Genomic DNA, 13,386 nt, shown 5'->3' on the forward strand with positions numbered 1-13,386 from the left:
ACTTTTAAGTATAAATTTAAGCATAACGGGGAGCGTGTATCAATTGGAGAACGTGAGGAAAATTCCATCAATCATACATTATTGTTGGTTTGGTGGTGGAGAGAAACCTGAGATCGTACAAAAATGTATAGATAGCTGGAAGAAGAACCTCCCAGAATATGAAATTATTGAGTGGAATGAAAATAATTTTGACATAGAATGTAACTTATATGTCAAAGAAGCTTATGATGCGAAAAAATTTGCATTTGTAAGTGATTATGTAAGAGTATATGTTCTTTATAAGTTTGGAGGTATTTATTTAGATACCGATGTAGAGGTATTCAAACCTTTTGATAATATGCTCCATCATGATTCATTTTGGGGATTTGAACAGGAAAATTACATAGCGACAAGTACTATAGGAGCTATGAAAGGAAATAAGCTGATCAAAATGTTTTTGGATTCATATGAAGGAAAAGGATTCATCAAAGAGGATGGAAAACATGATGATTTAACCAATGTGGCGGTTGTAACTAATATACTAAAAAATGCAGGATTGAAATTAAATGGAGAATATCAAGAAATAAGCGGTATGGGAGCTTTTTATCCACAAACTTATTTTTCTCCATATGATTATATCAATTGCAGAAAATTTATAACTGAAAATACATATGCAATGCATCATTTTTATAAAAGCTGGTTGCCTCCTAAAGTAAGAATCAAGGGTAATATAAAATTGATTTTAGCGAAAATAATAGGTGGAAATAATATTGCTAGGCTAAGAAAATATGTGATAGGAAAAGAAGCTTTTAAGGAGAATACACATGATTAAGATATTCAAGAAAATAGTTCAAACGATAGTTGCAGAAAGCCGTAATAGAGGACTGTACTTTACTATACTAATGAATATTTCACATGTAATTGGTGCATTAAGAGGTGCCTTCTATAAGGCAATATATTTTCGTAATATAAAGTGTTCAATCTTTTTTCTTCAAGCAAATAGCAAGATTGAGATTTTCAATAAGCGTTCAAAAGTCAATATTGGAAAGTTTGTATTTGTAAGAAAGAATGCCAGCATTAGACTGGATTTTGACGGAGTATTAGATATAGAAGAAAAAGTATTTATTAATGATAACTGTAATATCAACTGTGTAAATAGAATATCGATTGGAAGAAGTACAAAGATAGGGCCAAATGTGTGTATTAATGACCACGACCATAATTATAAAAACCCTGCAGATAGCCATCTGGTAAAAGGTGAGGTAAAGATAGGGAAGAATGTTTGGATTGGTTCTAATGTAGTTATATTGAAGGATACTGTTATAGGCGATAATACCGTAATAGCCGCCGGAAGTGTTGTAAAAGGGCATATTCCTTCTAATACGTTATTTGTGAATAAAAGAGAGAATATGTGTATTGATCGCACTAGTTTAAGCAGCTAATAAAAAGTTTATTCCATATGAATTCATATACTGCGATTGCTTTCATTTACTTACATCAAAACAAAACAAAACATGAACGTGAGGAAGCGTATGAAAAAAAATGTTTTAATCTCTATCTATGATATGGAAATTGGTGGAATAGAAAGAAGCTTAATTAATATGCTGGAAAGCTTCGACTATGATACATACAACATAGATTTATTGATATTTAATCATACCGGAGAGTTCTTAAATTTAGTACCTAATAAAGTTAACTTACTACCACAAATAGGTGGATATACCGTCTTTAGGAAGTCAATTGTGCAATGTATACGTGAAGGATATTTTGGGGCAGGAATCACAAGAATAATAAGTAAGTATATGGCAGGGAGAATATCAAAAAAAAGACAGTTAAAGGAAGGTTCGGGATATATTCAGATGCAGCTTGTGTCAAAGTATGCAGCATATTTTTTGCCTAAACAGAAAAAAAAGTATGACTTTGCGATTAGTTACGCATGGCCACATGATCCTTTAGCTGATACTGTAAGTGCTGATAAGAAGATAGCTTGGATTCACACAGATTATAGCACACTAGAAATTGATAATAAAATTGATTTTGCTATGTGGAATAAGTTTGATTACATAGCATCTATATCAGATGAATGCACAAGAGCATTTTTGACTGTATATCCATCGCTAAAAGATAAAATTTTACAAATAGAAAATATTACTTCACCCAAATTTATTCAGAAGATGGCTGAAGATACTGTAAGTTTTAATAAACAAAGTAACAGTGCTTTTAATATTTTATCGGTTGGAAGGTTGTCATATGCGAAAGGGTTTGATGTTGCTATAAAAGCCCTTAAAGCATTACATAATAAGGGGTTAAACAATATAAAATGGTATGTCATAGGATACGGATCGGATGAATCTAACCTTAAGGAATTGATAAAGGAACAACAGTTAGAAGACAGTTTTATACTATTAGGCAAACAAACCAACCCATATCCGTATATGAAGTTATGTGATTTATACGTTCAGCCGTCCAGATATGAGGGAAAGGCAGTTACGGTTACGGAAGCTAAAATCCTTGAAAAGCCTATATTGATAACTAATTATCCTACTGCAGCCAGCCAATTGGATGATGGAATTGAGGGCATTATATGTGATTCAAGTGTAGAGGGGTTAGTCGAAGGCATCGAAAGTTTCTATAGAGATGATGAACTAAGGAAAACATTAATCAATAATTTGCGATATAGAGATTACAGTAATAACGCTGAGTTGAATAAGCTATATAAAGTTATCCCGCATTAACGGGTAGTAAGACCTCCACCTCAAAGTTCGGCGAAAACAAAGGAGTTAGGTGGGGGATCAACTGCCCGTAAAAGCCCGATTCGTTCAACTAATAATTAGTGGGGGATGAAGAAAACCCCCACTAATTAAAGTTTTACTTTATAGGCGCCTAAACAATCAATACATCAAGTATAGGAGACAACAATAAAGGTGTATTTATGATGATAGCGTAAGAGATTTCTCGTAAAGGTGTGATTTAGGCATGAGCCAAAAAGTAAGTGTAATAATACCAGTTTATAATGCAGGGAAATATATCACTCGGTGCATAGAGTCACTTTTAAATCAGACACTCCAAGAGTGTGAGTTTATATTTATTAATGATGGATCGATAGACGATAGCAGAGAAATCATTGAGGGATATAAACAAGTAGATGACAGAATAATACTTATAAATCAAGTGAATCAAGGTGTAAGTATTGCAAGAAATAAGGGCTTATATTTAGCCGCTGGAGAATATGTGGGATTTGTTGATGCTGATGATTGTATAGAAAAGGATATGTATGAAACACTATATAACTCAGTAAAACAAAGTAATTGTGATGTAGTTATATCAAATTTTAAGGGCGAGGCGGAAGGGCATAAGGTAATTACAACATATCCATTTCCTATAGATATTGTTCTTGAAAAAGATTATATAGAGCAAGAAGTATTACCTTATTTCCTTAAGGCAGATAATTTAAATACTGTTGTAAATAAGATCTATAGAAATAATTTAATTAAAGAAAATAACGTTAAATTCCCAAGCGGAATTGCATTGGGAGAAGATGGAATGTTTAACGTTGAATTCTTTAGTGTTGCAACTCGTATGAAATATGTAGATTATGTAGGTTACCATTACAAGGAGGTAGCTGGTAGTGCTACCAGAAACATATCCGAAAAAGATTATTTTCAGAGGGCTGTAGAAGTATATACTATGGAATTACCCCAAATATATACTGATAAAATTGATAGAGTAAGAATAAGTAAATTAAGGTCAATAAAGTTTATTAATAGTGTAATGTCCTATATACATGTTTATTTTACACCATCTAAAGATGTAAGTTTCAATAAGCGGTATAAATACGTAAAAAGTATGATACGAAATAAACATGTGAGAGAGGCACTACCTATATATTATAGTGAAATTTATAACAAGCTAGGAAGATATGAGCGGTTAATAATAAATTTAATAAAGAGACAATCAACTGTTGGGCTGTATTGCGTTACAGCTTACAGTAGATTCAGAAATAAATAATAGTGAGGGAGTTTAAGTATGAAAATTATGATGTTTGCCCATGGTGGAAGTCTTAATAGGGGATGTGAGGCTATTGTTCGTTCCTCTACTAATATCATAAAAGAAAAGGTAGATGAAACAAAGATATATTTGGTATCAAGTAAGCCTGAAACAGATAAGATTATAACAAAGTTAGATGGAATATATGATGGTTCTACTAAGAATATAGCGAAGTACTCATACGATTGGTGGATGGCTTTACTTAAAGTAAAATTGTTTAATGATGAATCTTATGCAATAGCTAAAATGGAAGATAATATAATTAAACATATAAAGAATATGGATGTATGTTTATCTATAGGTGGAGATAATTATTGTTACGGGGAACAGCCTGCATTGTATGAAATAAATAAAAAAGTAAAAGCAGCAGGAAAGAAGTTAGTGTTATGGGGATGTTCCATAGGTGAAGAGGATATGTCTGAGAGAAAGTTAGGAGACTTAAAACAGTTTGATTTAATATTAGCTCGTGAAACTCTTACCTATAATATGTTGAAAAACAAGGGACTTAATAACGTTAAATTGTGTGCAGATCCTGCATTTACCATGGAGAAAGAAGAGCTGGAATTACCTAAAGGATGGCAAGAGGGCAATACAATAGGTCTTAATTTTAGTCCACTTGTATGGAATAGAAACAAGGATTCACAAGTTGCAGTAAGAGATTTAATTAACCATATACTAGATACTACAGATTCAACAATTGCTCTCACACCGCATGTTATGCAGGATGGGAATAACGATTATGAAGTTCTGTATACATATTATGAGGAATTTAAAAATACAGGTAGGGTAATTATATTACCAAACAATTTAAATGCAATACAATATAAAGGGTATATAGCTAGGATGCGATTCTTTATAGGAGCTAGAACACATGCCACGATAGCGGCTTACTCAAATTGTGTTCCAACTATGGTATTGGGATACAGTATAAAATCGAAGGGAATAGCTAAAGACTTATTTGGGGAAGAGAAATTAGTCTTAAATATAGAAGAAATATCTAATAGTAATAAATTAAAAGCTAAATTCGATGAGATGGTAAGAGAAGAAGATCAATTGAAGAGCAAACTAGAGCAAACTATGCCTAATATTAAAAAAATGTCATATAAAGCGGTAGAATACTTACAAGAATTAGCTAAGTAAATCGAGGTATATTATGAAAAAAAAATTATTATTTGTTATGCCTAGTCTATCTGCTGGTGGTGGAGAAAAGAGTCTAGTAAACTTATTATCTCAAATAGATTATCAGTTATATAATGTAGATTTATTTTTGTTTAACCATGAAGGTATATTTATGGAATTTGTACCAAAAGATGTACAAATTTTACCTATACCAGAAACATATAAGACGTTTACTTTACCTCTGTTTAAATCGGTCAAAACGTTTTTATTAAAAGGAGAAATATCACTAGCCTATAATAGATGTATGTTCACCATAAAGAATAGAGCAGGAAAAAATACATCGATAAAGGAACAATACAGCTGGAAATATATCGCTAAGTCTTTAAATGAAATTGAGAAACAGTATGATGCTACTATAGGGTTTTTAGAAAAAACCGCTACATATTTTTGTGTAGATAAGGTGAAAGCACATAAGAAAATAGGATGGGTACATATTGACTATAATAAATTAGGGATGGATTCGAACTTTGATGCTTTGTACTTCAGAAAGCTAAACAATATAGTTACAGTATCGGAAGAGTGTGCCAATATCCTAAAAAACAGATTTCCTAATCAAAAAGATGAGATAAGCGTTATTTATAATATTGTATCACCGACAATGATACATAAAATGGCTAACCAGGAAAATAAGGATGTTTATACTAAGAAAGATAATGAAATTATTATACTTTCAGTAGGTAGGCTGCACTACCAAAAAGGCTTTGAAATGGCTATAGAATCCTGTAAGAAACTAATAGATAAAGGGTATAAAGTAAAGTGGAATATTATAGGCGAGGGCGAGGAAAGAGAACAACTGACTAATTTGATAAAAGCAAATAAATTAGAAAACAATTTCAAATTGTTAGGATTAAAATCTAATCCTTATCCGTATATAAAACAAGCAGATATTTATGCACAGACATCTAAATTTGAAGGGAAATCTATAGCAATTGATGAGGCGAAAATATTGAATAAGCCTATACTTGTTACTGATTTTAGTACCGCGAAAGATCAAATTGACAATGAAATAAATGGATTAATTGTAGATATGAAGCCGGAGGCTATTGCAAAAGGAATTGAGAGGCTTATAAAAGATACAGAATTAAGAAAAAAATTAGCAAATAACCTTTCGAAAGAGAAATTAGGAACGGAAGAAGAAATATATAAGTTATATGAAATTCTATAATGGGTGAGGTTCATGAAAAAAAACATATTATTTATAATGAATAATTTAAATTGTGGTGGGGCTGAAAAAGCCCTAATTTCTTTATTGGGCGTTATAGATTATTCTAAATACAAAGTGGATTTATTTTTATTTAAGCATGAAGGAATATTTATAAATAAGTTACCAAAAGAAGTCACTCTATTACCTGAACCAATAAAGTATAAATATTTTGATATGCCTATAAAAAAGTCTTTGACAGAATTAATGAAAATAGGAGATTTTAAAACGACATTTTCTAGAGGAGTATTAGGGTATCTGGCTAAGACAGAAACGAATGGAGCTATAATCGAACAAAAAATATGGAAATACATGTCGAAATCAATAGATGAAATTAATAAGGAATATGATGTAGCGATAGGATTTCAAGAAAAAAACCCTATATATTTCTGTGTAGACAAGGTAAACGCGAAAAAAAAGATTGGATGGATACACACGGATTATAATAAATTGGGGATTGATTATAGTAAAGAAAAATTTTATTTTGGTAAACTAGATCATATAGTGACTGTATCAGAAGAGTTAGTTAATATTTTAAGGGATAATTTCCCTGAATATAGAAAGAAAATTGGATGTATACACAATATAGTTTCTTCAAGAATGATAAGGAAAATGTCATTAGAGAAAGTTGATTTTAAAGAAGAGAACGATAGAAGTATATCATTAATTTCGGTAGGAAGATTGGCTAAAGAAAAGGGATTAGATATCTCTTTAGAAGCATTTAATATACTCGTAAAAAAAGGGTACGATCTTAAATGGTATTTGATTGGAGAAGGCAACGTAAGAGAAGAACTTGAAAGACGTATAAGGGAAGAAAAACTAGAAAAAAGAGTAATTTTATTAGGTATAAAAGAAAATCCATATCCATACATAAAGCAAGCAGATATATATATACAGACATCCAGATATGAAGGGAAATCTATTTCTATAGATGAGGCAAAAATACTGGCAAAACCAATATTAATTACTAATTTTGAGACAGCTAATAATCATATAAGAAATAATATCAATGGAGTAATTGCAGAGATGAACCCTATGTCAGTGGCAAATCATCTTGAGTTATTAATAAAAGAAGAAAAATTAAGAAGTAAGTTTATCGATAATCTCAAGAAAGAAGAATTAGGGACAGAGGATGAAGTGAATCATTTGTATAATTTAATAAACAGTTAAGTGTAGCGTTTAAAAATAAGTTAAATAATGAAATACATTCACTGGAGGCAATTATGTTTGATCGGATAAAAAAATCTTTAATGGTAAGATTAGGAATGGTATCTCTTGAGGATTTAACGGTAGAAGCGTGTTTGCAAAGAGGTATGAAGGTAGGAAAAAATTGTAGTGGATTAGCTGGAAGTACAATTGACTATGCTCATTGTTGGCTAATAGAAATAGGTGATAATGTTACATTTGCACCTCAAGTCTATCTCCTTGCACATGACGCCAGTACGAAACGGTATTTAGATTATACAAAAATAGCGAAAGTAAAAATAGAAGACCATGCATTTATAGGGGCAAGGGCTTTAATTATGCCGGGGGTTACAATAGGGAAAAATGCTATTGTGGCCGCGGGAAGTGTAGTAACAAAATCGGTTCCGGAAGGGTGCATAGTTGGAGGAAATCCTGCGAAAATTATTGGGAAAACAAAAGATTATATCAATAAGCACAAATTAAATCTAAAGACAGCAAATCGTTATGATAAAAACTGGACAATAGGTGAGAATATCACACCAGATATGTGTACTAAAATGTCAGAAGAATTAGGTAGTACTGTTGGATATGTTAAATGAGTATTTAAATTATTTTCACGTTGAAAGGGCAATATAAAGATGATATTTCAAATTTTGAGCTATATTGTAATTTTTATTATTTTAATGGTTATTACCATAGACTTAGTACCTGTAATAAAAGATTGGGTACTGAGAATTCATATGGGGAGATATGAAGATAAACCCATATGGAATGAGACTATAACTAAAAAAGGGTCTAAGTGGTTACTAAACACACCAAAAATAAAAGTAACAGACAATACAAGATTAGTTGTAATAGATATGTTGAAAGGGAATTATACGAAAAGCACGATACAACATTGGCAAGAAGCATCATTAGTATTAGGCTTATCTGAGTATTTAAAACATAATGATGATAAGGAAATGAAATCTGAGATTGAAAAATTTTTGAATTCGAAATTTGATAGTAATGGTCAATGGTTAGAAAAACCTAAGCATATAGACGGAGCTATACTTGCTTACGCTATTATGAAGTTGGAATATATTGATATAAACAAATACAAAAAAGCATTAGATTATACATGGGAAATGATTAAGGATCATATAGGTGAGGACGGCACAGTAGAATATAGGAAGTTTATGAAAAGCTACAGATATGTAGATACTATAGGGTTTATATGCCCCTTTTTAGTTTGTTACGGTACTAAATTTAACAAAGATGATTGTATAGATTTAGCAGTGAAACAAATTAAAGAGTATGAGCAATATGGAATGTTAGACAAACATTCACTACCATGTCATGTTTACAAGATTGAGAATAAAGTTCCTCTTGGATTATACGGATGGGGAAGAGGACTTGGTTGGTTTGCTATAGGTCTTATAGATGCATGGAATGAATTGCCACAAGATAGTAAATATAAATTTGCTTTCGAAGAAAGTGTTAAAAGATTCGCGGAAGCTGCAATGAGCTTTCAACAAGATAATGGTAGTTGGAATTGGACTGTAACTAGAAATGAGAGTAGGTCTGACTCTTCCGCTACAGCTACGCTAGGCTGGTTTATGTTAAATGCCTCAAAGATAGATAAGGTATCAAAAGAATGCCTAGATAGCACAGAAAAGGCTATGAGTTATTTAATGAAAGTTACGAGGAAAGATGGGGCAGTTGACTTTTCTCAAGGCGATACAAAAGACATAGGGGTGTATTCCACACTGTTCAATATATTGCCGTTTACTCAAGGGTTCTGCATTAGATTAATCAATTCATATTTAAGTAGGAACTAAACCTTCATCTCCTTTACTCATATTTGTATGAGGCAACTTTATTGATAAAGAAAATAAATGATTTGAAAATTCGAACCGTTTATTTTTGGGGAAATGAGAAAGGTGGGAATCATATGTTAAACTCTTTAACGTCATTTAGGTTTATTGCTGCGCTAATGGTTTTCTTATTTCATATGGGTGTGTTTAGCCAATATCAATTAGGTTCAGCGGGCGTTCAATTCTTTTTTGTTTTATCGGGCTTTATTTTAGCTTATAACTATCATTCTAAATTTACAGAGCTAAATAAACACAGTATCAAAAAATTCTATAAAGCAAGATTTTCTAAAGTATATCCAGTTCATGTATTAACCTTTCTTCTTTCTGCACCATTAGTTATTTTATACTTTCACCCTAATAGTTTATATTTTATAAAACTTGCTTTTATGTCAATCATTAATTTGCTATTGATACAAAGCTTCGTACCTAGTCAGGGTACTTATTTCAATTTTAACGGCGTTTCGTGGACATTATCGGTTGAAGCTTTCTTTTATGTTATGTTTCCTTTTCTGCTATGGGCATTTATGAAACTTAAAGTTAAAAAGAACATCATTACATCCATATTGGTATTCTTGGTAGTATGGATAATTTTATTTCTATTGAATAAAAACTTGGATGAAGATAATCCATTTTTTATTTGGATACTACATATTTTTCCGGTTACTAGATTGTTCGAATTTTCAACGGGTATACTTTTGGGATTGATTTATATTGAAAAATCCGATAAAGCAAACTTTAACAAAAACATATTTACTGTTTTAGAACTACTATGTTTACTTTTATCCATTGCCTTATTATCGTATTCGATAAAATTAGATGTAGGAATTGTTCGTGGTGTTTATTTTGTCCCACTATGGTGCTTGTTAATTTTCACCTTTTCATTTCAATGCGGTATATTTTCAAAATTATTATCACAAAGGCTATTTGTTTACTTAGGTGAAATTAGTTTCTCATTTTATATGATTCACCAAATAGTGATACGATACTTGGACTTCTTGAAGTTAGAAAATACATATAGTTTTGTGGTTTGTTTAATAGTTTCTTTATTGTTAAGTGCAGTAATTTATCAATTTTATGAAGAGCCGTTACGTAAGAAAATTCGTTTTGGTTTTCAAAAAAAACATCAAAAGATACAAGTGCCTTTACCAAAAGAATTCCTTAAATAAGAGATTTTTATAAAAGATTATTGTTAAATGTAGTCCTAGAAAACAAACATTTTCTTCTTCATAGCTCGAAAAAATTAATATCTAAAGATAACAAGTAGAATAAAGTGTAATAGATTTAGTACGTAAACGAGAGGGAGTATAAATGGATTTTCTTTTTGTGATATTAAAAGATATATTTTCATTTGTAGAAGTTAAGCCTTGAAATAGGCAAATAATTAACTGAAATGATTACTGTGAATAGATGGAAAGAAAAAGTTAGGATAAAAATGAGGGGATTAAATGAGAATAACAGTATTCACTCCAACATACAACAGGAGTTATATCATAGAGAAATTATATAGATCGTTACAAGAACAAACATATACGGATTTTGAATGGCTAGTTATTGATGATGGGTCAAATGATAATACAGAGGAATTATTCAAGATGTGGAAACTAGAAAAAAACCCATTTCCCATACGGTATTATAAAGTCAAAAACGGAGGGAAACATAGAGCGATTAACAGGGCTGTCGATTTGGCTGAAGGTGAAATGTTCTTTATAGTGGACTCTGATGACAATCTTACAGAAGATGCTTTAGAAAGTATAGTAAGTTGGGAAAATAGCCTAGAAGATAAAAAGCTATTTTGTGGTGTTTCGGGTAATAAAGGGGGGAGTGTTGAGGACCTCGTAGGGACAACATTTGAAGGTAAATATATTGATGCAACTTCACTTGAACGGAATACATATAATATAACGGGAGATAAGGCTGAGGTTTTTTATACCGATATATTAAGGAAATACAAGTTTCGTGAGTTTGAAGGGGAAAAATTTATGACAGAGGCTACAGTATGGAATAAAATGGCTTATGAAGGTTATAAAATAAGATGGTTTAATAAAACAATATATATATGTAATTATTTAGAGGATGGTTTAACTCAAAATATGAAGGAGATATTCGCCGGAAGTCCTAAAGGTACAGCATATTATATGAAGCAGCAAATTGAATTTTATAAGTGTGGTCCAAAGGGTAGATTATCCTATTATAATTTATATTACGATTTTGTTAAGTCTAATTTAAATGTAAAGAAGGCTGCAGAATACTTAGGTATTCAACCGGTTACTTTAATGGCGGCTATCTTTTTAGCTAAATGTAAAAAAATTATATCAAGAAGGTCTTAAAATGAGGATAAAAAACTCCATAATTAATATATCTGCTGGGATCGGAAACCAAATCATTGTTACATCTTTAAGCTTCATTTCACGAACTGTATTTATCAATAGTTTAGGTATTGAATATCTAGGTATAAATGGATTCCTTACTAATATATTATCCATGCTTTCTTTAGCTGAGGCAGGGATAGGTGCTAGTATAATGTATAGTCTTTATAAGCCGGTTGCAGAGAACGATCAAGAAAAGATTAACGTACTTATGAGATTGTATCGGAAAGCATATATGGTAATCGCCTTAATTGTCTTGTTACTTGGATTGTCCTTGATGCCATTTCTTGGTTATTTCATTAAAGATTCGAATGTCGAAAATATCCATTGGATCTATCTTATTTTTCTATTCAATACAGTGGTACCTTATTTGTACATGCATAAGAATTCATTCTTAAGTGTTTCGCAAAAGGGTTATATTGTAACAGGAATATATTCTATATCTTCAATTGCATCTGCTTGTCTCAAGATTGGAATACTTCATTTTACAAAAAATTATATTCTATACTTAGTTATTGATAGTGTGATAACAGTCGCTACTAGCATTGTTTTGGCAATTATAGTCAACAGGATGTATCCATTTTTAAAAGAGAAAGTTTCGGGTGTATTAGATGCTGAAACTAAAGAGAAAATTGTTAAGAATGTGAAAGCAATTGTACTACAAAACATAGGGAATTATTTAGTATTGGGTACTGATAACATTATTATATCTTCATTTATCAGTGTGGCGGCAGTCGGGTTATATTCTAATTATAATATGTTAATAGATATTTGTAGAAACTTTACTTATCAAATCTTTAATAATACATATCATAGTGTAGGGAATTTAGTAGCGGAGGAAAGCGTAGAGAAAGTTTATAGTGTGTATAAAGTCTATATGCTTTTAAATTTTTGGCTATACTCATTCTTCTCTATACTTTTATGCATTACAATAGAACCTTTTATCACTTTATGGATTGGAACAGAGTATCTTATGAGCAAAAGTGTGTTGCTTGTATTAATAATTATTTTTTATGAAAGGGGCATGAGGAATTCCATAACGACTGTAAAAACTACAGCGGGTGTTTTTCATGAGGATAGATATGCGCCTTTGGTTCAAGCTGCTGTTAATTTAGTAATTTCTATTGTATTAGTTAAGTATATGGGAATAATAGGTGTCTTTATTGGTACACTTGTAAGTGTGCTTGTTGTTCCTTTCTGGATTACTCCTTATTTAGTATACAAAAATGTATTTAATAGGTCTGTAATGGATTATTTCTTGAAATACTCCTACTACGCAGCGATAGGTATAGGAACGTATTTTATTACAAGTTTTTTGAGCAATTTCACGTTATCAGGCAATTTCTTGGAATTATTGTTAAAGGGAATGATTTGTATCATAGTTCCTAATGTGATTTATATATTGATTTTTCATAAAACAACAGAGTTTAAATATTTATTTGGGATTATTAGAGGGATTTCACAAAAGTTATTAAAAAAATTCAATTTAAACAAGAAAATTTCTTATTAATTTTAACTAAGCTATTGTTAAATTCTATTACCATACGTTTTAGAGAAAGCCCTGTGAACTATA

12 protein-coding genes are annotated in these 13,386 nt (G+C 31.1%); all 12 read left to right on the forward strand.

What is annotated here, in order from left to right; genetic code table 11:
- Nucleotides 1-43 precede the first annotated feature (43 nt).
- The 12 genes from MHH45_RS17585 to MHH45_RS17640 all read left to right on the forward strand — a co-directional run bounded on the left by MHH45_RS17585 (nucleotide 44) and on the right by MHH45_RS17640 (nucleotide 13,323).
- A complete protein-coding gene (locus MHH45_RS17585) occupies nucleotides 44-811 on the forward strand; it encodes a glycosyltransferase family 32 protein (RefSeq protein WP_016131144.1) in 768 nt (255 codons plus the stop codon).
- On the forward strand, nucleotides 804-1,421 hold the full coding sequence (locus tag MHH45_RS17590; RefSeq protein WP_016112639.1) for an acyltransferase: 618 nt from the start codon (nucleotides 804-806) through the stop codon (nucleotides 1,419-1,421). Before MHH45_RS17585 ends, MHH45_RS17590 begins: the two co-directional genes overlap by 8 nt.
- A gap of 90 nt (nucleotides 1,422-1,511) precedes the next feature.
- Nucleotides 1,512-2,714, forward strand: coding sequence for a glycosyltransferase (locus MHH45_RS17595; RefSeq protein WP_077294179.1), 1,203 nt, complete (start codon nucleotides 1,512-1,514; stop codon nucleotides 2,712-2,714).
- A 241-nt stretch (nucleotides 2,715-2,955) separates the two neighbouring features.
- Complete coding sequence (locus MHH45_RS17600) at nucleotides 2,956-3,987, forward strand: glycosyltransferase (RefSeq protein ID WP_077294176.1); 1,032 nt, start codon at nucleotides 2,956-2,958, stop codon at nucleotides 3,985-3,987.
- A gap of 18 nt (nucleotides 3,988-4,005) precedes the next feature.
- A complete protein-coding gene (locus MHH45_RS17605; protein ID WP_016131140.1) occupies nucleotides 4,006-5,166 on the forward strand; it encodes a polysaccharide pyruvyl transferase family protein in 1,161 nt (386 codons plus the stop codon).
- A 13-nt stretch (nucleotides 5,167-5,179) separates the two neighbouring features.
- Nucleotides 5,180-6,370 carry a glycosyltransferase gene (locus MHH45_RS17610; protein WP_088093744.1) on the forward strand — a complete coding sequence of 397 codons (1,191 nt, stop codon included), beginning with the start codon at nucleotides 5,180-5,182 and terminating at the stop codon, nucleotides 6,368-6,370.
- Nucleotides 6,371-6,382: 12 nt separating this feature from the next.
- Nucleotides 6,383-7,576, forward strand: coding sequence for a glycosyltransferase (locus MHH45_RS17615; protein WP_088093745.1), 1,194 nt, complete (start codon nucleotides 6,383-6,385; stop codon nucleotides 7,574-7,576).
- 53 nt (nucleotides 7,577-7,629) lie between these two features.
- Nucleotides 7,630-8,190, forward strand: coding sequence for an acyltransferase (locus MHH45_RS17620; RefSeq protein ID WP_016112634.1), 561 nt, complete (start codon nucleotides 7,630-7,632; stop codon nucleotides 8,188-8,190).
- A 39-nt stretch (nucleotides 8,191-8,229) separates the two neighbouring features.
- Nucleotides 8,230-9,411: a glycoside hydrolase family 88 protein gene (locus MHH45_RS17625; protein ID WP_016112633.1), complete on the forward strand. Its 1,182-nt coding sequence runs from the start codon at nucleotides 8,230-8,232 to the stop codon at nucleotides 9,409-9,411.
- A gap of 113 nt (nucleotides 9,412-9,524) precedes the next feature.
- Nucleotides 9,525-10,613, forward strand: a complete 1,089-nt coding sequence (locus tag MHH45_RS17630) for an acyltransferase family protein (protein ID WP_088093746.1) — start codon at nucleotides 9,525-9,527, stop codon at nucleotides 10,611-10,613.
- Between the two features lie 279 nt (nucleotides 10,614-10,892).
- Entirely contained in the window at nucleotides 10,893-11,774 is an 882-nt protein-coding gene (locus MHH45_RS17635) for a glycosyltransferase family 2 protein (protein WP_016112631.1), read from the forward strand.
- Between the two features lies 1 nt (nucleotide 11,775).
- Nucleotides 11,776-13,323 (forward strand): lipopolysaccharide biosynthesis protein, encoded by a 1,548-nt coding sequence (locus MHH45_RS17640; RefSeq protein ID WP_016112630.1) that lies wholly within the window; start codon nucleotides 11,776-11,778, stop codon nucleotides 13,321-13,323.
- Nucleotides 13,324-13,386 lie beyond the last annotated feature (63 nt).

Source organism: Bacillus sp. FSL K6-0042, assembly GCF_038006685.1.
In the GTDB taxonomy this organism is placed as follows: domain Bacteria; phylum Bacillota; class Bacilli; order Bacillales; family Bacillaceae_G; genus Bacillus_A; species Bacillus_A pseudomycoides.